The organism is Rhizomicrobium sp., from assembly GCA_037200045.1.
Lineage (GTDB): Bacteria > Pseudomonadota > Alphaproteobacteria > Micropepsales > Micropepsaceae > Rhizomicrobium.
In genome coordinates this window covers 2,020,100-2,043,582 of record JBBCHM010000001.1, presented here as the reverse complement: position 1 = coordinate 2,043,582, position 23,483 = coordinate 2,020,100, and the positions used below count along the sequence as shown (strand labels likewise).

At 62.4% G+C, this 23,483-nt stretch carries 18 protein-coding genes; 12 read left to right on the top strand and 6 right to left on the bottom strand.

Going from position 1 to position 23,483, the window contains the following annotated elements; all coding sequences use genetic code 11:
* Positions 1–4 precede the first annotated feature (4 nt).
* Positions 5–1,078, top strand: a complete 1,074-nt coding sequence (locus WDM86_09665) for an XRE family transcriptional regulator (GenBank protein MEI9990294.1) — start codon at positions 5–7, stop codon at positions 1,076–1,078.
* A gap of 292 nt (positions 1,079–1,370) precedes the next feature.
* On the opposite strand, the gene WDM86_09660 is transcribed toward WDM86_09665, so the two are convergent.
* Entirely contained in the window at positions 1,371–2,657 is a 1,287-nt protein-coding gene (locus WDM86_09660; protein MEI9990293.1) for a transposase, read from the bottom strand.
* Between the two features lie 551 nt (positions 2,658–3,208).
* On the opposite strand from WDM86_09660, the gene WDM86_09655 reads away from it, so the two are divergent.
* Complete coding sequence (locus WDM86_09655) at positions 3,209–7,339, top strand: hypothetical protein (protein MEI9990292.1); 4,131 nt, start codon at positions 3,209–3,211, stop codon at positions 7,337–7,339.
* A 43-nt stretch (positions 7,340–7,382) separates the two neighbouring features.
* Positions 7,383–9,425, top strand: a complete 2,043-nt coding sequence (locus WDM86_09650) for an ATP-binding protein (GenBank protein ID MEI9990291.1) — start codon at positions 7,383–7,385, stop codon at positions 9,423–9,425.
* Between the two features lie 192 nt (positions 9,426–9,617).
* Here the strand turns inward: WDM86_09650 and WDM86_09645 are convergent, their stop codons facing one another.
* A complete protein-coding gene (locus WDM86_09645; GenBank protein MEI9990290.1) occupies positions 9,618–11,624 on the bottom strand; it encodes a PBP1A family penicillin-binding protein in 2,007 nt (668 codons plus the stop codon).
* Positions 11,625–11,907: 283 nt separating this feature from the next.
* Here WDM86_09645 and pyrE point away from each other — a divergent pair, with 283 nt between their 5' ends.
* From pyrE to WDM86_09625, 4 genes are all read left to right on the top strand, one after another.
* Positions 11,908–12,489 carry an orotate phosphoribosyltransferase gene (pyrE, locus tag WDM86_09640; protein ID MEI9990289.1) on the top strand — a complete coding sequence of 194 codons (582 nt, stop codon included), beginning with the start codon at positions 11,908–11,910 and terminating at the stop codon, positions 12,487–12,489.
* 160 nt (positions 12,490–12,649) lie between these two features.
* The gene (locus WDM86_09635) at positions 12,650–13,837 is read left to right on the top strand and encodes an efflux RND transporter periplasmic adaptor subunit (protein MEI9990288.1); all 1,188 of its coding nucleotides are present in this window, start codon (positions 12,650–12,652) and stop codon (positions 13,835–13,837) included.
* Between the two features lies 1 nt (position 13,838).
* Positions 13,839–14,540, top strand: coding sequence for an ABC transporter ATP-binding protein (locus WDM86_09630; protein ID MEI9990287.1), 702 nt, complete (start codon positions 13,839–13,841; stop codon positions 14,538–14,540).
* Positions 14,537–15,736 (top strand): ABC transporter permease, encoded by a 1,200-nt coding sequence (locus tag WDM86_09625; GenBank protein MEI9990286.1) that lies wholly within the window; start codon positions 14,537–14,539, stop codon positions 15,734–15,736. The genes WDM86_09630 and WDM86_09625 overlap by 4 nt, the downstream gene beginning before the upstream one ends.
* Positions 15,737–15,772: 36 nt before the next feature.
* Here WDM86_09625 and WDM86_09620 read toward each other — a convergent pair whose 3' ends face one another.
* Positions 15,773–16,831, bottom strand: coding sequence for a DUF2807 domain-containing protein (locus WDM86_09620; protein ID MEI9990285.1), 1,059 nt, complete (start codon positions 16,829–16,831; stop codon positions 15,773–15,775).
* A gap of 181 nt (positions 16,832–17,012) precedes the next feature.
* Positions 17,013–17,696, bottom strand: a complete 684-nt coding sequence (locus WDM86_09615) for a response regulator transcription factor (protein ID MEI9990284.1) — start codon at positions 17,694–17,696, stop codon at positions 17,013–17,015.
* A gap of 73 nt (positions 17,697–17,769) precedes the next feature.
* Here WDM86_09615 and ribA point away from each other — a divergent pair, with 73 nt between their 5' ends.
* From ribA to WDM86_09600, 3 genes are all read left to right on the top strand, one after another.
* Positions 17,770–18,855 carry a GTP cyclohydrolase II gene (gene ribA / locus WDM86_09610; GenBank protein ID MEI9990283.1) on the top strand — a complete coding sequence of 362 codons (1,086 nt, stop codon included), beginning with the start codon at positions 17,770–17,772 and terminating at the stop codon, positions 18,853–18,855.
* 115 nt (positions 18,856–18,970) lie between these two features.
* Positions 18,971–19,684: a hypothetical protein gene (locus WDM86_09605; protein ID MEI9990282.1), complete on the top strand. Its 714-nt coding sequence runs from the start codon at positions 18,971–18,973 to the stop codon at positions 19,682–19,684.
* Positions 19,681–20,187, top strand: a complete 507-nt coding sequence (locus WDM86_09600) for a L,D-transpeptidase family protein (GenBank protein ID MEI9990281.1) — start codon at positions 19,681–19,683, stop codon at positions 20,185–20,187. The genes WDM86_09605 and WDM86_09600 overlap by 4 nt, the downstream gene beginning before the upstream one ends.
* Here the strand turns inward: WDM86_09600 and WDM86_09595 are convergent.
* On the bottom strand, positions 20,177–20,851 hold the full coding sequence (locus WDM86_09595; GenBank protein MEI9990280.1) for a YggS family pyridoxal phosphate-dependent enzyme: 675 nt from the start codon (positions 20,849–20,851) through the stop codon (positions 20,177–20,179). The genes WDM86_09600 and WDM86_09595 overlap by 11 nt on opposite strands.
* Before the next feature lie 96 nt (positions 20,852–20,947).
* Between WDM86_09595 and WDM86_09590 the strand changes: the two genes are divergently transcribed.
* Entirely contained in the window at positions 20,948–21,454 is a 507-nt protein-coding gene (locus tag WDM86_09590; GenBank protein MEI9990279.1) for a thiamine phosphate synthase, read from the top strand.
* Between the two features lie 163 nt (positions 21,455–21,617).
* On the opposite strand, the gene WDM86_09585 is transcribed toward WDM86_09590, so the two are convergent.
* Positions 21,618–22,802 carry a hypothetical protein gene (locus WDM86_09585; protein MEI9990278.1) on the bottom strand — a complete coding sequence of 395 codons (1,185 nt, stop codon included), beginning with the start codon at positions 22,800–22,802 and terminating at the stop codon, positions 21,618–21,620.
* 208 nt (positions 22,803–23,010) lie between these two features.
* Here WDM86_09585 and WDM86_09580 point away from each other — a divergent pair, with 208 nt between their 5' ends.
* On the top strand, positions 23,011–23,481 hold the full coding sequence (locus WDM86_09580; GenBank protein ID MEI9990277.1) for a DUF3576 domain-containing protein: 471 nt from the start codon (positions 23,011–23,013) through the stop codon (positions 23,479–23,481).
* The last annotated feature ends 2 nt before the right edge of the window (positions 23,482–23,483 follow it).

Sequence of the window (23,483 nt, the reverse complement as noted above, 5' to 3'; positions counted from 1 at the left end):
TGTCATGTTCACGGCTTCGCGGCTTAGCCTCGCTAGAAAACGGCGGGGACTAACAAAAAAGGGACTCGCCGAGGCAATCGGCGTGACGCCCCATACAGTTCTTCGATATGAAAGCGGAGAGATGGAGCCGTCAGGTGACGTGCTTCAGAAAATTGCCTGCGCATTAGATTTTGATGTGGAGTTTTTCTCTGGCGACGACGTGGACGAAATCCACGAAGAAGCCGCCAGTTTTCGCAGCATGGCTGCGATGACCGCTCGTCAGCGAGATGCCGCCCTTGCGGCGGGCTCACTGGCGTTCATCTTCAGCGATTGGATTGAGCGCGAATTTGATCTACCTGCGCCTCAATTGGAATTGTTTCCGGAAGAACAACCCGAAATCGCCGCTCGCTCGCTTCGTCAGTTCTGGGGGCTTGGCGAGCGGCCGATTAAGAATATGGTTCATCTACTGGAAGCAAAGGGCGTCCGCGTGTTCGCGTTGACAGAAAACACGCGAACAGTCGATGCATTTTCACTTTGGCGTGGCGAGCAACCGTTTGTCTTTCTTAACACCCTCAAGAGTGCCGAGCGCAGTAGGTTCGACGCAGCGCACGAACTCGCACACCTTGTGTTGCATCACCATGGAGGCCCGCAAGGACGCCTCGCTGAGGAACAAGCTGACCGGTTCGCATCATCGTTTCTTATGCCGTCTGCCGACGTTAAGGCGGTAGCGCCCCGCGTTCACACCATAAATCAAGTCATCCAATTAAAGACACGATGGGGCGTTTCCGCTCTAGCGATGACTTATCGCTTGCACAAACTCGGGTCGATCACGGATTGGCAGTATCGAACGTTCTGCATCCGACTATCTGAACTAGGCCGTGATAAGGAACCGAATGGAATGATGCGCGAGCAGTCCGCCATATGGCAGAAAGTCTTGACGACGCTATGGGCGGAAAGAAAGACCAAGTCTCATATAGCGGACGACCTCCATATGCCAGTTCATGAAATTGAGAACCTACTCTTTGGTTTGGCGAATTCGCAGTCCGTCACGCTCGCGAGCTTCGATAGTGGCTCCAATCTGAAGCTGGTTACGAAGTGAAACAGTCGATCTCTACAACGCTAACGCGAATGTCTCGACAACAATAGCTTTGCAACGACGTGGCGTTCACGCGCAGCCACCGATGGCTTACCATCATAAAAGCCAACATAACCGACGCCGCTCTCTGTCTCCCACCTGTGAATCTCAAATCGGTGGGCGCCGCGCATAAAATGAAGAATTTCGGTCTCTTCGAAGCCAAGCGGACTTCTCAGGTGATGCCGACCGCTTGTGTTTGAAGGGGCGCAACCTCCGACGTTAGACAAATTCGTCGCGATATGTCCTGCGCGATACTTCATTGAATGCCTCCTTGGATCACCTGCAAGCTCGGCCTGCGCGCCTTTGGCGCAATGAGGTCGTCCAGATCGAGGCCAAGTTCGAACATTGCTGAAATGAGACAGCAGATGTTGTGACAGACGATCTTGCACAAAACCTCATTAAGCGCAGCGATCTCAGTTCGGCTGCGGACTTCGCCACCGAACTTTGCCTTGATCATCGAAAAGACCGTTTCGACATTGCTGCGCTGGTGATAGTGAGCCAGAAATTCTTCCCGGTGGAATTGAAATGCGTGAAACATTTTCGCCCACAGTTTGCCGCCTTCGCTCGCTTGCCTCTTCCCCGACCGACCCTTACCGGAGCCAGAGTGATTTGACTTGAATGCGATATATGGCGCGACATCGTGATCGGCGCACATCTGGTAATTATCAATCGACGCGTATGCCTTGTCGGCATAAACCTCGCGCATATCGAAGTTCGCGGCGGTCGTTTTCAACAGCGCGGGAAATTGCTTAGGATCACTCGCGTGCTTGTCCTTGATCACAACGGCCGTGACGACGTGTGTATAGGTGCCGCACATTACATGAACCTTAGTCCACGTATGTTCCTCGCGGAGCGCCGGACTTTTGATGTCAATCCAGCGATCATACTTGGAGCTCGTGAAGCCCGACGAGTCCGCAGCAAAGGTTTGCTCGAACCCGCGAAGTGGAGAACTGGTGATTTCGATAAAATCCAACAAAACCTGCGTCATCCGCGAGTCGTTCATCGCATTGAGGACGGAATTGAAATGCGGCTCACAGGTGATCAGCCCTGAGCGGCGCGCGATGCCGACATCGGACATGAAGCGCCGAGCGGAAGAACGCTCGTACACCTTGTAGCATGCCAAGAAAGCAGCATCGGCAAGAGGGATGCGAGGCCGTCCGGGCCGTTTAGGCTCCTCGGCAGTGATTGTCTGACAGAGCCGGCCGAGCAGGCGCATGAGCAAGTCCTTTTCTTGCGTCTGCCCGCGATTGTAGTTCGGCCAGTCCTGCGGATAAGTCTTTCTCTTTTTCTCGATAGGCGCAGTCGGCGGATCGATCAGAATTGTTTGCGGGTATTCGCTCCGGTGGATAGCCGCGTGAATGTGTTTGCACTTTCCGCTGTTCGTCGCGAAGTCTGCGCACTCGCAGGTCGGTTTTTCGTAGTCGATAGTCACTTTGTATTTCACGCCGGGCCGAGTTTGCGAAGGAACAAGCCAAACATTGCCCTTCTTGGAGATGCGCCCCAAGAGTGCGATTTCCCGGCCCTTTTCCTTCCGAAAATCCATGAAAGTGACTGCCCAACATTACCTTATAGGTATATACCTAATAGGTATAGTTGAGTCAATACCTTAGGGTATATTATTAGTAGGGGGCTTCCTGCTGCTGATCGGTCGACATGCCTAAAGTCCAGATTTGGGGTTATCGGTGCGAGCGCTGCGGGCACGAGTGGGTCCCGCGCGAAAAAGACCAAGAGCCAAAGGTATGTCCGCATTGCAAAAGTCCTTACTGGGATAAACCCAGACAGATTCGTCCCCCGCGCAAAGAGCACGCGAAGAAGAGCCATTCCTAAATTGTCCGAAATTTGGAAGGCGCGGGCGTGGGATAGACCCTGCGTACCGGCGTCCATACTTTCGTGCCTCGACGAGAACAGTCGAGGCAACAGGCACAATATGCAGCAAAATCGCGTCGTCAAGAATTCCGTACAACGGCTCGCGCGACGCAATTCTTGACAACGCCTTAAATCGTGGAATCGTCCGGTAGGCCCCGGATATCGCCGCTAGCCCGAATCCTTCTGTTACCGTGCGTTCAGCGAATCTAACCCGGCAAATCTTCGCATATGCAAAACGGAACACTATTTACGGATGACTTCCTACGGGAAGGTATTCTGCAAACGCCGGATTGGCAGCAATTTTCAAAGTCGGAATTTGATACGATCAAAGCCGAGCTAAAGAAAATCGTTCTCCCCTTCCATTCTGGAGCGACGCACAACGAGGCAGATACCGAAGAGCGGATAATCTATCCAGTCCTGAGTGCTTTGGGCTGGCAAGGACTCATTCTTCGCAAAAATACAATGGCGAAGAAGGGTCATGACGATATTCCCGACGCGCTTCTCCTTCCCAACGGAGATGCGCTCACGCTCGCAGACAAGGCTAAGCAGGCGGCGGAAAAATTCCGTCATGGCGTTGTGGTTTGCGAGGCAAAGAAGTGGGAAATGCCCCTCGATCAGGGCAAGGGCGACATTGTCCCGTCCACTCAGATGCTTCGCTATCTTACCCGTGCCGATGTCATGTCGGAGGGTCGGATTCTTTGGGGCGTCCTCACCAACGGGCGCGTTTGGCGGCTCTACTGGCAGCGGGCGAAATCTCGATCCGAACAATTCGTTGAGTTCGATTTGGGGATGCTTCTCGGAATTGTGGGGCATGACCCCGATCTGTTTGCACCGAGTGCGACAGAGGCGGACCATCTCCTTTCGGCGTTCATTGTCATGTTCCGCCGCGATGCGTTTCTTCCCACGCGCGATAAAGGCCGAACGTTTCACGATGTTGCGTTGGAAGAGGGGCGGCTGTGGGAAGCCCGGGTAGCAAAGAGTCTTAGTGATCTTGTCTTTCAAGACGTATATCCGGGGTTCATCAAGGCTATTGCTGCGGCTTCTCCGACATCGGCGTTGACGGACGTACGACAGGCCGCACTCACACTTCTCTACCGGTTGCTATTTATCTTATATGCCGAAGATCGCGATCTGCTGCCTAAGCGCGACAAGCGGTATGCCGAATACGGCCTGTTCAAACGCGTCAGGCTGGAAGTGGCGCAACGTATCGATGACAGCGATACCTTTAGTACCAAGGCTGCGCATTATTGGAGCCATGCTCGCACGCTCTTCCACATCATCGACGAGGGCGACGCAGCAATTGGTCTTCCTCCTTACAATGGAGGGTTATTCGACCGGACTGATCATGTTCTTCTCGATAGTATCGAGATACCCGATGCGATATTCGCTCCGCTCGCGGACATGCTTTCGCGCACACACGAGGCCGAGAAAAAGCTTATCAACTATCGCGACCTCTCGGTCCAGCAGCTTGGCTCCATCTACGAACGGCTGCTCGAATACGAACCGGTTCACGCCGAGGGCGGTGGCATTGAAGTTCGACTCAATCCGTTCGCTCGAAAAGGCTCCGGGAGCTACTACACCCCCGACGAACTGGTCGCGCTAATTATCGACCAAACAGTCGGCCCGCTGGTGAGCGAACACCGTAACGCCTTCCGAGCCAAGGCCGACGCCTTGAAGGCGGGCAAACGACCCGTCGCAGAGCGCCTTGCCGAACTACAAAAGGCCGATATCGCGACCACGTTGCTCGAACTAAAGGTATGTGATCCGGCGATGGGCAGCGGCCATTTTCTCGTTCATCTTGTCGATTATCTGGCCGACAAAGCGATAGAGGCGTTAGCGGACGCGCCCAAGTTTGTTAGCTGGGGCGAGTATGCGTCCTCTGTGGCGGACCGCATAGATGTCATTCGCACAAGAATTTTGAAGGAAGCAGAGGCAAACAATTGGAACGTACGCGCTGATCAGCTTGAAGATCGCATGATCGTCAGGCGCATGGTCTTGAAGCGCGCAGTTTACGGCGTCGATAAAAATCCAATGGCGGTTGAACTGGCGAAGGTCTCTCTTTGGCTACATACGTTTACCGTGGGCGCGCCTCTGTCGTTTCTCGACCATCACCTGCGCTGCGGCGACAGTTTGTTCGGTGAGTGGGTTGGCAAGACGGAACGGGAGCTTTCGGAATCAGCGGGATTGTTCATCAACAATTCGGTGGTGCACGCACGCCAAGCATCCAAGCTCATGCTGGATATTGAAAGTGCGGCGGATGCCGACTTGGCGGAAGCGCGCCATTCGGCAGAAGCGTTTGGAGGCGTCCGCGAGGCGACCGACCCTCTCAGTTTGTTTCTCAGCTTCTGGCACGCATTGAAGTGGGTTGGTGATCGAACTGCCGAGCAGCGCATTGCGCTGGACGGGCTTTTGCGTGGCACGTACGGCGACCCAGTAAGCGTGGTTTCTGGGTCGGTACCGCTCAACATAAAGGCCGTGAGCAATGCCGACATCGAAGAAAGCAAGCTTAGCAAGCGTGAAAAAGCCGAACGGAAGGCCAAACAGGCTGCGGCGAAGCAATTGCCAGCCCTATTTGATGCGGCCCGCAAGATTTCCAATCAAGAGCGGTTCCTTCATTGGGAAGTGGCGTTTCCCGGTGTGTGGGCCGATTGGGAGAGTGCGGAGCCGAAAGGCGGGTTCGATGCGGTAATCGGCAATCCACCGTGGGACCGAATGAAGATGCAGGAGGTCGAGTGGTTCGCGGCTCGTCGTCCGCAGATCGCCCTTGCGCAACGTGCGGCAGACCGCAAGCAGATGATCGAGGACCTCAAGAAAAAGCACGATCCTCTATACGCCGACTATCAGGTAGCAACTGCTCGGGCCGACGCTGCCCTTGAACTGGCGCGCAATGGCGGTGAGTACCCGCTCTTAGGGGGTGGCGATCTGAACATCTATTCTCTTTTTGTGGAGCGCGCGCAGAGGTTGCTCAAATCCGATGGTATCGCGGGCCTGCTGGTCCCATCTGGAATCGCATCGGATAAGGGGGCATCTGAATTCTTTCGGTCAATCGCCACTTCTGGACGCCTTGTGGCGCTACTCGATTTTGAAAATCGGGGCATTTTCTTTCCGGATGTGCATAACAGCTTCAAATTTTGCGCGTTTATTGCAACTGGACCGAAACGTGCAGCATCGGCTGCGCAATGCGGCTTCTTTCTCACGGGAGAAGAAGAACTGACCGATCCAGAGCGCTGCTTCCCGCTCACGCCTGCCGATTTTGCCCTTGTCAACCCGAATACGGGCACAGCGCCGATCTTTAGAACGCGGCGAGACGCAGAGACTACGACGGATATTTACAAGCGCGTCCCCATTCTGGTTCGTCGGGATGCGGATGGCGACGTAGTCACGAGCGACTGGCCGGTGCGTTATTCGACGATGCTTCACATGACGAATGACTCGGCGTTGTTCTGGTCGCGCGAACGACTTTTGGCCCACGGCGCTTATCCTGTTTCAGGAGGCCTCTGGCGGAAGGGCAAGCAGGAGTTCGTTCCGCTATACGAAGGCAAAATGGTCCAGGCCTTCGATCATCGCGCGGCGAGCATTGTCATTAATCCAGCCAATATCCACCGGCCTGCTCAACCTCTACCCGCGACGCTCGCCGAGCATATGAAGCCCGAATGGACACCCACGCCGCAGTTCTGGGTTGACCGCAAAAGTGACTCGATACCAAGCGGAATTGGGGGTGTCCTCGGCTTCAAGGACGTAACGGCGCCGACGAACGAACGCACAATGATTGCCGCGATTATTCCGGCAACCGCTCTTGGAAACACTCTTCCTGTCCTGCTACCGGCGAGCGACGGAGATCAAGGCAGTTACGCGAGCAAGATCGCCCTATTGGCCGCAAATTTTAACTCCTTCGTGTTCGATTTCATCGCTCGCCAAAAAGTCCAGGGCCAACATCTGAATTGGTACATCGTCGAGCAACTGCCGACTTTGCCCGAAGCCGCCTACGCTCGGAAGCTCGGAAAGAGAAAGGCGGCCGACGTTGTCCGCAGTCATGTTCTTCGTCTGAGCTATACCGCACATGACCTCGCGCCATTTGCACGTGATATGGGGCATATCGACCCCAAGACTGGCGAGGTGCGAGCGCCGTTTAGCTGGGACGAAGAGGAGAGAGCCCATCTTCGCGCACGGCTGGATGCGCTGTTCTTTCTTCTCTACGGCGTCGTGGATCGCGACGACGTGTCGTACATTCTCAGCACGTTTCACGGTGTGCAGGAGGATGATGTAAAGAAGTTCGCCCGCTATCGGACGCGAGATCTGATCCTTGCGTACATGAATGCCTTGGAGGCTGGCGACGCCGAATCAACCGTTTCAATCTGAGGGCGAAGCTGTACTGTGATGGTTTGAATCTGGCTCGACCGCGATGACGGCAAAGACCTTCGAAATTCAGGTCCAGGATGACCACCTTCAACGGATTGCGCAGGTCCGCAAGCCGGTGCATGCCATTGCTGAGTTAATCTGGAATGCAGTTGACGCCGACGCTGACCGGATTGACGTTACTCTCCAAGACGACGAACTCGGCGGCCTGAAAGCCATCGAGGTATCCGACAATGGGCATGGTATCCCATATTCGGAGGCGGAAAACCTGTTCTCTCGCTTAGGCGGTTCTTGGAAGCAGGGCGGACATCGTTCTCACGAAAAGCATCGAATCCTTCACGGCAAGGAGGGGCGCGGACGCTTTCGCGCGTTTGCGCTCGGCCGTGTAGTCGATTGGCGCGTGCGTTATGTCGCGAACGACGAATTGCGCGAATACCGTATCACGATGATGAAAGACCACCTGAAGCGAGTTCAGGTGGACGATGAGCATGCTGCGGTAGTAGGCCAGCATCGCGGCGTCACTGTAGTGGTCAGCGAACTTGACCGGGAATTCCGGTCATTGCGCGATCCAGCAGTCACTGACGAACTTGCGCAAATATTTGCGCTCTACCTCCGCCAATATCCGAACGTGCACATCTACTATGCAGGAACACTGATCGATCCGCGCGCCGTCGAAGATCACGCCGAGGCATACTCGATGCCTCCGATCACTACAGGGGACGGCGAGTCGTTCAACACCTCCCTCGAAATCGTCGAATGGAAGATGCTGACGGAGCGTAGAATGTATTTCTGCGACGGGAGCGGCTTCCCTCTCGACGACTCGCCGCCCGGTATTCATGCGCCGGGCTTCTACTTCACTGCCTACTTGAAGTCGGACTACTTTGCGAAATTGCTCGCCGAGAATCGGCTGGAAATCGCCAATCTCGATTCGCCAACGAGTAAGGCGTTGGACGGCGCCAAGGGCCTGATGCGCGATCATTTTCGTCGCCGCGCATCGGAAAGAGCGGCGGGCCTCGTTGATGAGTGGAAGCGTGACAAGGTCTATCCCTATCAGGGGCAACCGGCGAACCAGATTGAAGAAGCGGAACGTCAGGTGTTCGATGTCGTGGCGCTCAACGTCAACCATTATCTGCCGGCGTTCCAAGGGTCCGATGAAACCACCAAACGATTACAACTGCGTCTGTTGCGTCACGCGGTCGAGCGCGCTCCCGCGGATTTGTCGCGCATCCTGATCGAAGTGCTCGACCTTCCGGTCGAGAAACGACAAGAACTTGCCGAGCTTCTCGACCGCACGACTCTTGCGCACATTATCAATGCATCGAAAATCATCGCCGACCGGCTCGAATTCTTGCAAGGGTTGGAAACGCTGGTTTTCGATGGTGAGTTCAAACACGCCGTGCGCGAACGCACGCAACTTCATCGCGTCGTCGCAGAGAACGCATGGATGTTCGGCGAGCAGTATCACCTATCAGTAGACGATCAGTCGCTTACAGAGGTCTTGAAGAAGCATATCCAGTCGCAGGGTCGTGAAATTGAAATCGACGACCCAGTGAGACGCCCTGATGGTACGCGCGGCATTGTCGATTTAATGTTCTCGCGTAACATCCAACTCGCTGGCTCGGAAGAACGAGAGCACCTTGTCGTCGAACTCAAGCGGCCGGACGTGAACATAAACTCGGACGCGATTACGCAGATCAAGAGCTATGCGTTCTCAGTCATTGGCGACGAGCGGTTTCGGGACGTTACCACAAAATGGGTGTTTTGGGCTGTGTCGAGTGATCTTGACGCGTTCGCGCGTCAGGAGGTTACCCAAAGAGATCGACCCCGTGGGATGCTGTATCAGAGTGACGATCCAAGCGTCACGATTTGGGTAAGAACTTGGAGCCAGATTATCAATGACTGTCGGTCACGGCTTCGATTCTTCGCCGAGAAATTGAACTATACTCCGGATCGAGATTCCTCTCTCGCTCACCTCAAGACGACGTATCACAAGTATCTCGCTGATCTTTTCACTGCAACGGCTGAGGCGAATGAATCTGCCAAGGAGGTTGAAGGTAAGGCCGAGGAGTCTGGTGGGAATGCCGGCTAGGATTTCTGGTTTCTCCGTTCGTCCAACATTCCTTACAAATTGGCACTTAAACGGCCGGCACCTATGCCGGGCCGGCCCCCAAGAATCGGGATATTCTCAATTTTTGTGCAGAGATCGGAGTTTTTGTGCAAACAGCGAAAAGCAGGCGTTATTTGTGCAAAGCCCCCTTGTGGAGAGGTAATTGGGAATCTCCTACGTCCCGTTCTTGCCGAAGATATTGTTGATCAGATCCTCGATTGTTCCGGGCTTCTTGTCGGCGTCCGGCGCATCGGGCGCCGGCGCCGTGGTTGCGTCGGGCGGCACGGCCGGCATATCGGTCGCCGCCACGGCGCCCAGGGCGCCGGGCAGCGGCTTCACCGGCAGCCCGGCCTCGGCCGCTTCCATGAAATTGTGAAAAATCTTCGCCGGCAGCGTGCCGCCGGTCGCCTTCTCCATCGGGGCGTTGTCGTCATTGCCGATCCACACGCCGCAGACCAGATCGGCGGTGAAGCCGACGAACCAGGCGTCGTGGAAATCCTGCGTCGTGCCGGTCTTGCCCGCCGTCGGCCGGCCGTCGAGTCGCGCCGCCTTGCCGGTGCCGGTGGTGACGGTCTCCACCATCAGCCGCGTCATCTGCTGGTTGCTGAGCGGCGACATCACCTCGCCGAGGCCCGAGCCCTTGCGCTCGTAAAGCACCGTGCCGCTGCGCGTCTTGATGCGGGCGATGGCGAAGGCGTTGACGCCGTGTCCGCCATTGGCGAACGGCACATAGGCGCCGGTCAGTTCCAGCGGCGAGACGCCCGAGGTGCCGAGCGCCAGCGAAGCCACCGCCTCCAGCGGCGAGGAGATGCCGAGCCGCCGCGCCGTGCGCACCACGGTCGCCGGACCCACTTCCTGCGCCAATTGCGCCGCCACCGAATTGGAGGATTTCGCGAAGGCGTGCTCCAGGCTCATCGGGCCTTCGAAATGGCCTTCATAGTCCTGCGGCTTCCAGCCATGGATGTCGACGGGCCCGTCATTCATCACATCGTCCGGCGTGCGCCCGTGCTCGAAGGCGGTGAGGTAGACGAAAGGCTTGAAGGCCGAACCCGGCTGGCGCAGCGCATCGGTGGCGCGGTTGAACGAGCTTGCTTCGTAAGAGCGTCCGCCGACCATGGCGCGGATCGCGCCATCCGGCGTCATCGCCACCAGCACGCCCTGGCTGGCATGCAGCTTGTCGCCGTCCGCCGCGAGACCCTGCGCCACCGCCCGCTCGGCCAGCGCCTGCGCGTCGAGATCGAAGGTCGTTTCGACGATGAGGGAATCATCGTTGTCGCCGATATAACCCGACAGCCGGCTCAGCACCCAGTCGGCGAAATAGCCCGAGCCCGGCGTGCCCGAGCCGCGCACGATGCGCGGCCGCGTCGCCTCGGCGTCGGCGCGCGTCTTGGCGTCGATGAAGCCGGATTCGACCATCGCCTGCAGCACGACGGTGGCGCGCTGCATCGAGGCGTCGGTGTCGGCCAGCGGGTTGAACCTGGCCGGCGCCTTCACGCTGCCCGCCAGCATCGCGGCTTCCGGCAAAGTGAGCTGCTGCGCATGCTTGCCGAAGAAGCGCTGCGCCGCCGCCTCGATGCCGTAGACGCCGGCGCCGAAATAGACGCGGTTGAGATAGAGCGTGAGGATCTGGTCCTTGGAATAGCGCGACTCCAGATAGAGGGCGAGCATCGCCTCCTGCAGCTTGCGCTCGAAGGTGCGACTGGGACTGAGGAACAGGTTCTTGGCGAGCTGCTGGGTCAGCGTCGAGCCGCCCTGGCGGACATGGCCGGCGTTCATGTTCTCGAAGGCGGCGCGCGCCAGCCCGATCGGATCGATGCCGAGATGCGAACGGAAGCGGCGGTCCTCGATCGCGATGAAGGCGTTGGGGACGTAGGACGGCAGGAGCGAGACGTCGATCCTATCGCCCTGGGTCAGGCCGCGCCGCGCGATCAGCCGCCCCTGCACATCAAGCACGGTCACGTCATGCGACGAGCCGGCGACCATCAGCTTGGTGGTGTCCGGCAGGTCGGAGAGGAAATGCGACCAGAACACCGCCCCGAAAATCCCGCCCCAGGCGATCAGCAGCATCACGGCATAGGGCCACGCCCGGCGGCGGCGCGGCTTTTGCGGCGGCGGAGGCGGCGGCGCGGGCCGGGGCGGGCCTTCGCGGAAGCTCGGTTCGGATTGTGCCCTGCGTGGCATCGGTCGAGTCCTTCGATGACCGCTTCTAGGAGCCAAGGGTTAACGGGTCTTAAACATATCGATCCGGGCGGGCGGAACCATTCGGACCAACCCCTAGAGAAATGTCGGCCGGCGCCGCCTCGGACTTCGGCATGGCACGCCGGCGCAAAGATGTGGGGATGGAATCGGCGGTCTCTACCTGATGTAGTGTCCCGGACTTGACCCTTGACTCGACGGGTTTCATTCTCACAACACCGAATTGCGGTCCACGCCATGCGGCGCGCCGCCTGCTCACGAGGACGCCATGGGTACCGTCGCCAAGCTTCAGCGTACGACCGACAGCGACGAGTCCGAGCTGTTGGAGATCGTCCGTCTCCGCTCGTCCCGCCGGGGGCACTTCCGCTTGGCGTCGGGCCTCGAGAGCGAGCTCTATTTCAATCTCAAGCCGACGATGATGGACCCGCGCGGCGCCTATCTTTCCGCGCGCGCCTTCCTGGCGCGGCTCGAAGGCCGCGATGTGGAGTTCGTCGGCGGCCTGGAGATGGGGGCGGTGCCCATCATCGCCAGCCTGGCCGCGGTGAGCGAGATCGAAGGCCATCCCGTCAGGACGTTCTTCGTGCGCAAGGCGCCCAAGTCGCACGGCACGATGGATCTGATCGAGGGCCTGGCGCCCGGCGAGACGCTGTCCGGCAAGCGCGTCCTGGTGGCGGACGATGTCGCCACCACGGGCGGCTCGATCCTGAAGGCCATCGAAGCCGTACGCACCGCTGGCGCCGTCGTCGACGCGGCGCTGGTCCTGGTCGACCGCGAAGAAGGCGCATCGGAATTCCTGGCGCAGCATGGCGTGACCCTGCTCTCGGTGTTTCGCGGCCGCCAATTCCTCTGACCGCACCTTACGGGCACATTGCCGCCGAATTTCGTTCGGCCTCTGCTTGAGCTGGCGGTGGACCGAAGTTTTTCGTGATCTTGGCCTTTTCGCCGTTTTCCGCATTGAAGGCCGGCGCCGTCGGCATTAGGTGTGGGCGGGATTTTGGGGTTGATGGGCCTTGGCGGACTCAAAGCAGGACCAAGATCTCGCCGCCAAGCTCGGGCTGGGCGCGTTGGCCGTTCCGAGATTCACCCGGACGCAGTGGCTGTGGATCGCCGGCGGCATCCTTGCCGCCCTGGTGGGCCTCTGGCTTGCTTTCGGCCGGGGCGTGGCACCGACCTATACGAGCCAGGCCGTCACCCGCGGTGATCTCGCCATCACCGTCAGTGCCACCGGCACGCTCGCCCCGCGCGACGAGGTCGATGTCGGCGCCGAGGTGTCCGGCAAGATCGACGCGCTCTATGTCGATTTCAACGACCATGTGAAAAAGGGCCAGAAGCTCGCCCGCATCGACACGCTGGCTTTCGAGGCGGCGCTGGCGCAGTCCCGCGCCCAGCTTGCCCAGGCCGAGGCGACGCTGATCCAGGCCGGCCAGACCCAGCGCCGCACCGCCGCGCTCATGAAGGGCAACGCCGCCTCGCGCCAGGAATTCGACACCGCCAACGCCGATCTCGCTCGCGCCGATGCCGGGGTGAAGCTCGCCCGCGCCCAGGTGAACTCGAACGAGACGACGCTTTCCAAGGCGACGATCTATTCGCCGATCGACGGCGTGGTGCTGGACCGCAAGGTCTCGGCCGGCCAGACCGTGGTCGCGGCGATGACGATCCCGGTGCTGTACACGCTGGCGAGCGACCTGTCGCAGATGGAGCTTGATGTCGACATCGACGAGGCCGATGTCGGCCTGCTGAAGACCGGCGCCAAGGCGAGCTTCACCGTCGATGCCTATCCGGCGCGGCGCTTTCCCGCCAAGCTGATCTCGATCCACAACGCGCCGCAGACGGTGCAGGGCGTCGTCACCTATCGCGGCGTCCTGCTCGTCACCAACAAGGACGGCCTTCTGAAGCCCGGCATGACGGCGACGGCGCAGATCGACGCCGATCATGTCCGCCATGCGCTGCTGGTGCCCAACATGGCGCTGCGCTTCGTGCCGCCCGACGACGTGAAAGCCAAGGCGCCGCCGCAGCCCATACCGCAGAACGGCGTCAATTGGGGCCGGGTGTGGGTTCAGGACGACCGCGTGCTCAAGCCGCACGACGTCAAGCTCGGCGCCAGCGACGGGCGGCTCACCGTGGTGCTCCAGGGCGATCTGAAGGAAGGCGACCTCGCCGTCACCGACACCGCCGCCAAGCCGGTCGCGAAGCCCTGACATGGCCGACACCCCGCTCATCGAGCTTCGCAAGGTCACCAAGATCTACGGGACCGGCGAGGCCCAGGTCGCCGCGCTGGCCGGCATCGACCTCATCATCCGGGACGGTGAATTCGTCGCCGTGATGGGGCCTTCGGGCTCGGGCAAATCGACCAGCATGAATATCCTGGGCTGCCTCGATGCGCCGACCGGCGGGCATTATCTGTTCCGCGGTACCGATGTCAGTTCGCTGACGCGCGACCAGCGCGCTTTGCTGCGCCGGCATTATCTCGGCTTCGTGTTCCAGGGCTTCAATCTCCTGAAGCGCACCACCGCGCTCGAGAATGTCGAGCTGCCGCTGATCTATCGCGGCGTGGCGCGGGCCGAGCGCCACCGCGCCGGCATGGAAGTGCTGGCCCAGGTCGGCCTCGCCGGCCGCGAGCATCACACCGCCGCCGAGCTTTCCGGCGGCCAGCAGCAGCGCGTCGCGATCGCGCGCGCTTTGGTCGCCGATCCCTCCGTCGTGTTCGCCGACGAGCCGACCGGCAATCTCGACAGCGCCAAGAGCCACGAGATCATGCGCCTCCTGAAATCGCTGAACGCCGAGCGCGGCCTCACCATCGTGCTGGTTACACATGAAGAGGACGTCGCCTCCTATGCCGGCCGCCAGGTCCGCTTCCATGACGGGCTGATCGCCTCCGACACCGGAGAGCACGCGTCATGATCATGAACGCCTTCCTGCTCGCGCTGCGCGAGATCCGCAACAACCTGTTGCGCGCCGGGCTGACGACGCTCGGCATCGTGATCGGCGTCGGCGCGGTGATCCTGATGGTCACGCTCGGCGCCGGCGCGAACGTTCGCGTGACGAGCGACATCGCCACCATGGGCAACAACCTCCTGGTGCTGATCCCGGGCCAGCGCAACGGCCCGCCGACCGCGACCACGCCGTTCGACATGGCGACGGTCGAGGCGATCCAGCGCGACGTGCCGGGCCTCGCCGAAGTCGTGCCCGAGCTCGCCGTCCAGGGCGTCGCGGTCAGCGGCAACCACAACCACTCCACCCAGATCGACGGCACCACCAACGCCTATCTGGCGAGCCGCAACTGGAAAGTGATCTACGGCCGCGATTTCTCCGCGGCCGAGATTCTGGGCGGCAAATCGGTCTGTATCCTGGGCGAGACGGTGCGCAAGGACCTTTTCGGCGACCAGATTCCCGTCGGCTCGCGCCTGCGCATCAACAAGCTGACCTGCGAGGTGATCGGGGTGCTCGAGCCCAAGGGCACCTCGTCCTTCGGCCAGGACATGGACGAGCTGGTGCTGATGCCGCTGAAGGCGGTGCAGCGCCGCCTCGCCGGCTCGACCCAGATCAACGTCATCCGCATCTCGGTCGGCAGCGCCGGCGAGATGGGTCATGCCAAGGATTCGATCACAAAGCTGATGCGCGAGCGCCGCCACATCCTGCCCGGCCAGGTCGAGGATTTCGATCTGCAGGACATGCAGGAGATCACCCAGGTGGTGCAGGGCATCGCCGGCGTCCTGACCGCCTTCCTCTCCGCCGTGGCCGCGATCAGCCTTCTGGTCGGCGGCATCGGCATCATGAACATCATGCTGGTGTCGGTGACCGAGCGGACGCGCGAGATCGGAATTCGTCTGGCAATAGGCGCGCGCGAGCGCGACGTGCTGCTGCAGTTCCTGATCGAGGCGGTGGTGATGTCGGCGAGCGGCGGCATCGTCGGGGTGCTGTGGAGTCTCGCGGCTTCGGCGGCGCTGGCGAGCGTCCTGCACCTGCCGTTCATCTTCCAGCCCGGCATCGTGGTGATCGCGGTGTTGTTCGCCGCGGCCGTGGGCGTCGCTTTCGGGTATTTTCCCGCCCGTAGAGCCGCCCGCCTCGATCCCATCGAGGCGCTGAGGCACGAGTAATAATCGACCCTCCCTCAAGGGGAGGGTCGACCGATATCAATTATCGCTGTCGTCGTCGTCGGAATGATGCGGTGGCGCGGGCGGTGCCGGCGGCGCGGCGTGGCTGCCGGGGATCGGCGGAATGGGCGGGATCGGAGGAATCGGCGGGATGGCGTTCGAGCCGGGATAGTTCTGCCCGCCGATCTGCACATCGGCCATGCCGTCATTCGACAGCTTGCCCTTATAGGCCTTGATGCGGACATCGCCCGAGCCCATCGCCGAGATGTGCGGGTTCACCGCCAGGCCGCCGAAATACAGGTCGCCCGCGCCGATGATGTCGACATGCAGCGGATCGGCATAGCCGTCATTGATCTTCACGCTGCCCGAGCCGGCGATGCCGACCTTGACCGGTCCGTTGACCTTCTGGGCGGTGAAATCGCCCGAGCCCGCGATATCGACGCTCAAGCCGTTGGCCACCGCCGCGACGAAGGCGTCGCCCGAGCCAGCGATATCGGCCTTCACCGAGCCGGCATTGCGCGCCTGGATGCGGCCCGAGCCCGCGATCTCCATCCGCAGCTCGCCGGCGACGTCGCCGATCGTGGTCTTGCCGGAGCCCGCCATCGCGATGCGCGCCTTGGCGGTGCGCCCGACGGTGGAATCGCCCGCGCTGGTGCTCAGCCGCAGCGAGCCATAGGTGTCGCCGATCGTGGCGTCGCCGACCAGGTCGTCGACGCGGACATCCGTGCCCTTGGGCACCGTCACCTTGATGAACAGCTTGCCGTTGTGCTCGTCGTTGATGTGGGAGAAGTCGAACCACTTCTTCCAGTCCCAGACATTGACGCTGTCGATCTCGTTGCCCGAGATCGACAGGAGCCCGCCGTCCTGTTTCACCGTCAGCCCGGCGACCAGCGCGCGCGAGCCGGAGACGTCGACCTTCATCGGCCCGTCCTGCACGTTCACCTTGACCGAGCCGACGATGTCGTCGACCCGCAGCGCGTTGGTGGTGAAACTCTTGGTCGGCCACACCACCCAGCCCGAATCCGCGCCCGCCGCCGGCAGCACCAGCAGGGCCGCCACGGCGGCCCCGATCAGCATGGAATGTCTTCCGCTACGCATGTCTGTCTCCGTAAGCGCAACCTGGCGAAGTCGCGGCCGGTTGCCGTATGATTGCGCGCCGAGGGCGCCGTTCGTCTTGAGGGACACATAGGGTGTCCCCATTAGTGGCACACGAACGCTAATTTTGCGCGACCGCAATGCAGGGACGGAAGGGGAACAAACTAGTCCTAAGCCGTTGATCTCACGGCATCAGGCGGTAGCCGCCGCTTTCCGTCACCAGGATGCGGGCCTGCCCCGGATTGGTCTCGATCTTCTGGCGCAGCCGGTAAATATGGGTTTCCAGCGTGTGCGTGGTCACCGCCGGGTTATAGCCCCACACCTCGTGCAGCAGGATCTCGCGCGGCACCGTCTCGCCCGAGCGGTAGAGGAATTTGAGGATATTGGTTTCCTTCTCCGTCAGCCGGATCTTGCGGTCCGCCCCGTCGAGCAGCACCTTGGCGCTGGGCCGGAAGGTGTAAGGCCCGATGCGATAGACCGCCTCCTCGCTCTGGCCGTGGCTGCGCAGATGCGCCTGCACCCGCGCCATCAGCACGGCGAAGCGGAACGGCTTGGCGATATAGTCGTTGGCCCCGGAATTCAGCCCCTCGATCGTGTCGGCATCGGAATCGGCGGCGGTCAGGAGGATGATCGGGGCGGTGACGCCACTGTCGCGGAATTCCCTACACAGGGCGCGGCCATCGCCGTCGGGCAGGCTGACGTCCAGGATCATGAATTCGTAGAGGCCCTCGCGGGCGCGGGCCCGCCCCTCGGCGCAATTCGCGGCTTCCACGATGGCATAGGGCCCCTCGCTGGCGAGTTGCTCGGCGAGCGAACTGCGCAGCATGGCATCGTCGTCGACCAGAAGGACGCGCTTGGCACTTGGCATGCGGATATGGGCGTTCTGTTAAGGGGCAGCGGACTCTACCCGGTTTCGGGGCGCGGGTGTATGTGGAAACGCGATGAAGCCCTCCCCCAAGTCCCGTGCGCCGTCGGTCGTGGACCGCGTCATCCTGGCGGTCGACGCCTTCCGCCGCGGCCGTCCCGTGACGATTCGCGGGCCCGGCGGCGCGGTCGTCGCGCGCGCGGTGGAAACACTGACGGCGCCGGCGCTGGCGGCGCGCGGCCGCGCCAAGAGGGCGCGGCTGGTGCTCACCCATGCGCGCGCCCGCACGCTGAAGATCCGTCTCTACACGCCCGACGTGGTGGCGCTGGCCATCCCGCGCGACATGGACCTCGCCCATCTGCGCGCCATCGCCGATCCGACCGACGATCTGGCCTATCCGCTGAAAGGCCCGTTCGACACGGTGCGCGACACGCTGCCCGCCGCCTATGCCGCCGCGGTCAAGCTCGCCAAGCTGGCGGGCCTCCTGCCCGCCGCGGTGGTGGCGCCCGCGCGCCCCGGCGCCAAGGCGGCGCTCGATGCCGCCGACGCCTTCGCCTATGACGACGAGATTGTCCGTACCCTGAAGATCGTGGCGCGCGCCCGCGTGCCGCTGGAGGGCGCCGAGAAGACCGAGCTGGTCTCCTTCCGCCCCGAGGACGGCGGACCGGAGCACTACGCCATCGTCATCGACGCGCCGCCGACCGGAAAGCCGGTGCTGACGCGGCTGCATTCGGAATGCTTCACCGGCGATCTGCTCGGTTCGCTCAAATGCGATTGCGGGGCGCAATTGCGCGGCGCGATCGACACGATCTCCAAGGCCGGCGGCGGGGTGCTGCTCTATCTGGCGCAGGAAGGCCGCGGCATCGGGCTGATCAACAAGCTGCGCGCTTATCGCCTGCAGGACCAGGGTTTCGACACCATCGACGCCAATGAGCGGCTCGGCTTCGAGGCCGACGAGCGGCAATACGGCATCGCCGCGCGCATGCTGCAATTGCTGGGCTACAAGAGCGTGCGCCTGCTGACCAACAATCCCGACAAGGTCGCGGGCCTGAAGGCCGCCGGCATGAGGGTCGCCGCCCGCGTCCGCCACGCCTTCCCCGACAACGAGCACAACCGTGCCTATCTCAGGACCAAGGCGGAGCGGGCGGGGCATTTGCTCTGATCTACCCTCCTCTTGAGGGAGGGTGGGCGAGCGGGCAGAAATTGCCGGCCGTCTTTGCGAAAACCCAGCAAATCCGCTCCTGCCATGTTGGCGCGTGTCTTGCGACGGGGCTGCCATGACGTTCGTCGACAACTCGATGCATGCGGTGAACCCGCTCGCGGCCGGCCCGGCGCCGGCTGCCGCGACCGCATCGCCCGACGAAGGCGGCTTCTCGTTCGACGACCTCGTCGACATCGTCAATCCGCTCCAGCATCTGCCGGTCGTCGGCACGCTTTACCGCGCCATCACCGGCGATCAGATCAAGACCTTCCCCAAGATCGCGGGCGACGCGCTCTATGGCGGCATGTTGGGTTTCGCCGGCTCGCTGGCCGATTCGATGTTCGAGAAGATCACCGGAAAGAATCTCGGCGACACCGTCTTGGCGCAGGTCGAAGACGTGTTCTCGCCCGCCGGCGCGGCGCCCACCACCGCCGTCGCCAGCGCCGCCGGCCCGGATTTCGGCGACCGGGTGCTGGCGGCGATCCGGAGCGTCTTCTCGTCGTCCGACGCGCCCGCGACCGGGGAGGCGCGCGCCGCGCCCATCGACACCACCGCGACACCCGTCGCCTCGACGGCGCCGGCGCTTCCGCCGCCCGCCACTGCCGCGCCCGCCGCGCTCGACACCATCGTGGTGCCGGGCCAGGACGCGCTGCTCAGCGCCCTGTCGCGCAACGGCGTCAGTCCCGATACCGCCACCAGGGCCGCGGAGGCCTATCGCCGCTCGCTCAGCGTCGCGCCCGGCAGCAAGGCGCTTCCGGAGCCCGCGCTCCACGCTACAATCGTGCAATGAACGTCATCGTGCGGCCTCGCGGCCGTGAAGCCGTGGTCGATTGGGGCAAGGGTCCACGCCGCGCCGCCATCGGCCGCGCCGGCATCGGCGTCAAGCGCGCCGAAGGCGATGGCGCAACGCCGCTGGGCGCCTGGCCCGTCCGCCGCGTGCTCTACCGCGCCGACGCAATGGCGGCGCCGATAACCGCGCTGCCTCTCGCACCCATCGAACCGCAAGACGGCTGGTGCGATGCGCCGGACGATCCAGCCTACAACACGCAGGTGACGCTGCCCCATCCCGCCAGCCACGAAGCGCTGTGGCGCGAGGATGGTCTCTACGATCTTGTCGTCGTGCTCGGCTTCAACGACGACCCCGTGCTGCCGGGCAGGGGCAGCGCCATCTTCCTGCACATCGCGCGTCCGGATTGGGGTTCGACCGAGGGCTGCATCGCGCTCGCGCCGGAGGATCTGCGGGAACTGATCGCCGTCCTCGCGCCCGGCGACACGGTGACGATCACGCCTTGACGCGTTCGCCGAAGATCGCGCTGCCGACCCGTACATGCGTCGCTCCGAACCGGATGGCGATCTCGAAATCCTCGCTCATCCCCATGCTCAAGAGAGGCAGATCGTGGTCGCGCGCGATCTTGGCCAGCAGCGCGAAATGCGGCGCCGGCGCCTCGCCGGCCGGCGGGATGCACATCAGCCCCTTCAGCGGCAGGCCGAGCGATTTCGCATGGGCGATCAGCGCGTCGGCGTCGCGCGGCGCGACGCCGGCCTTCTGCGGCTCCTCGCCGGTGTTCACCTGCACGAACAGGAACGGGTTGCGCCCTGTCTTGTCCATCTCGGCGCGCAGCGTATCGGCCAGCCTTTCGCGGTCGAGCGTATGGATCGCATCGAACAGCATCACCGCCTCGCGCGCCTTGTTGGTCTGGAGCGGCCCGATCAGGTGCAGTTCGAGATCGCCATAGTCGGCGCGGAGCGGCGTCCATTTGGCGGCGGCCTCCTGCACGCGGTTCTCGCCGAACGCGCGCTGCCCGGCGACCAGCGCCGGCAGGACGGCATCGGCGCCATGGCCCTTGCTGACCGCGACCAGCGTGGTGGAGGGCGCCGGCGCCACGGCCGCCTTTCGCGCCGCCGCGATGCGCGCGATGATGGCTTCGAGGTTTTCGTTGATCTGTTCGGGGGTCATGTGAGCGGTGTGCTTTCGCGAAGGAGGCTAGCAAGCGCCGCCGCGCGCCTCAACGCAATGCACCGCGGGGCCGGCCGATGGCCGCCGCTGGTGCTGATGACCGACGACGAGCGTCTGCCCGATCCGCTCGCCGCCGCCGCCGCGCTGCCGAAAGGCGCGCTGGTGGTCGTGCGGTCGCGCGACCCGGCGCGGCGCGCGGACCTGGCGGGCGCGTTGCTGGCCTTGTCGCGCCGCCGCGATCTTTTCGTGCTGATCGCCGACGATCCGGCGCTGGCGGCGCGCCTCGGCGCCGACGGCCTGCATCTGCCGCAAGCCAAGGCCCGGCAAGCTGGCCATTGGCGCGCGCGCCATCCGCGCTGGATCATCAGCGCCGCCGCGCATGCGCCGCATGCGATGCACGCGACTGTCGATTTTCTTTTTCTCTCGCCGATATTCCCGACCCGTTCGCACCCGGACCGCGCCGCGCTGGGCGCCGTCCGCGCCAACCTGATCGCCCGCACGGCACGCGTTCCGGTCTACGCGCTCGGCGGGGTCGAGGCGCGGAACGCGGCGCTGCTGAGCGGGTTCGCTGGCCTTGCCGCCATAGGCGCTCTATCGATTTGAAAAAAGGTTGTCATGGCCCGCGAATGCGGGCCACCCAGTTGAGGCGACTCCATCTGACCGTTCGCGTTCGTCACCATAACTTCGAGCACAATCCGCGCGTCACCTGGGTAGCCCGCATTCGCGGGCCATGACAGCGGAGAAGACGCCGAGAGGGGGAATGATCTCAAATATTCACCACCGCGTGCAAAAACACGGCGTCCATCGCGATCTTCGGCGCGCCGTTGTAGAACGTGCCGCTGCCGCGCGCGTAATTGTACTTCTGCCAGCCGCCCGAGATCTGCAGGTTCGAATTCACCGCATAGGCCGCGTCCACCACATAGCCATGCAGCCCCAGCGTCGGCAGGCCGAGCGCGCCGTCGGCGCCGCCATTGCCGAACTCCCCGCCCAGCGACCACGACCCGCGCGTCACCACCGTGCTCAGATGCAGGCTCTGCGTCGCGCCCGCCTGCAGCGCGCTGTTGATGTCGAACGTGTAGGTGTTGGCCCGGCGGAACGCGCCGCCGACCGCGAGCTTGGTGTCGTCGTCGATGTCCCAATCGGCTTCGCTGCCGACCGCCCAATCGGTCAGTCCGGCATGGCCCGGCGTCTTGCGGTCGCCATGGGCGACGGTGAAACCGGCATAGAGGCCCAGCGTCACCGGCCCAAACGTGTCGGAATAGTTGATCGCGCCTTCCCACATGCTCTTCTGGCGGTTGGCCACGTTCGGCCCGTTGTTGACGAAGGGCAGGATGTCCTTGCCCTCCGACGGCGTGAAGGAAAAGCCGAGCTGCACGCCGAACAGCCGGGGCGTGTAATAGGACAGCTTGGCGTAGTTGAGCGAGGATTCGACCGCGCTGTTCAGCGCGAACACGTTGATGAAGGCGTGGCCGCCGAGCGAGGGATCGCGGAAGAAGGTCGCGTTCGGATTGTCGATCGTCACTTCCGGATTGACGGTCGGTCCGGTGATGGCGAGCGCATAGGCCGCGCCGTCGGCCATGCCGACATCGATCCGCCCGAGCCCGGTCTGCGCCGTGCCGTAGAGCTTGGCGAGGAAGTCGCTCCCGTAATTATCGCCCGACAGCTTGTCGTGATAGAGCTCGAACTGCCCCTTGAGCCCCAGCGTCAGGCCGCTGTCGTATTCGCGCTGCACGCTGGTGTAGAGCGAGGCCGCCCCGGTGCCGTCGGTCTTGGAGAATGTTCCGGTCTGGTCGGCGTCGAACGCGCTGCCATAGACCTGGCCGCCGACCGTGTAGTTCAAATCGCCCAGCGAGCCGGTGAGCGGCGACAGGCTCCAATCGTCCCACGCGGCCTGCGCCGGCGCGGCCAGGGCCAGCGTCAGGGCCGATCCGGCCAACAGCGATACTCTCATGCCCAAGCGATCCCGATCTTTTTCTGGCTCATAGCACATCCCGATGGCCGGCAGCGCCAATCCGCGCGCGTACCAAATAAAACCCGCGTCCTTAACCGCGCCGGGCGGGTCCGGTTGCGCGGTCCAAACCGGCCATCTATAAGCGCTGCCCTAGGGGGGACGCGCGAGGAAACGCCGTCCAGGCGTTCCTGTAAACGAAAGCGGCCCAATGCGAGTCCTGCCCAATCGAGTGCTGTCCCATCGGCTGTTGCTGGCATGCGCCCTGGCCCTCGGCGTGGCCGGCTGCAGCTCCGACAATACGATGCACGATGTCGGCAGCGGCGCGACCGCGATCTCGTCCGGCACCGGTGCCCGCACCCTGGGCGTTAATTCCTATCTGTGGCACGCCACGCTGGACACGCTGTCCTTCATCCCGCTGGCCTCGGCCGATCCGTTCGGCGGCGTGGTGATCACCGACTGGTATTCGGCGCCGCAGGTTCCCAATGAGCGCATGAAGGTCACGGTCTATATCCTGGACCGCAATCTTCGGGCCGACGGCCTGAAGGTCGCCGTGTTCCGCCAGGTGAAGGGTCCCGACGGCTGGGCCGATGCCCAGGTCGCGAACGACACCTCCACCAAGCTGGAAGACGCCATCCTGACGCGCGCCCGCGAGCTTCGACTTGCGAGCGAAGGCAACTGATT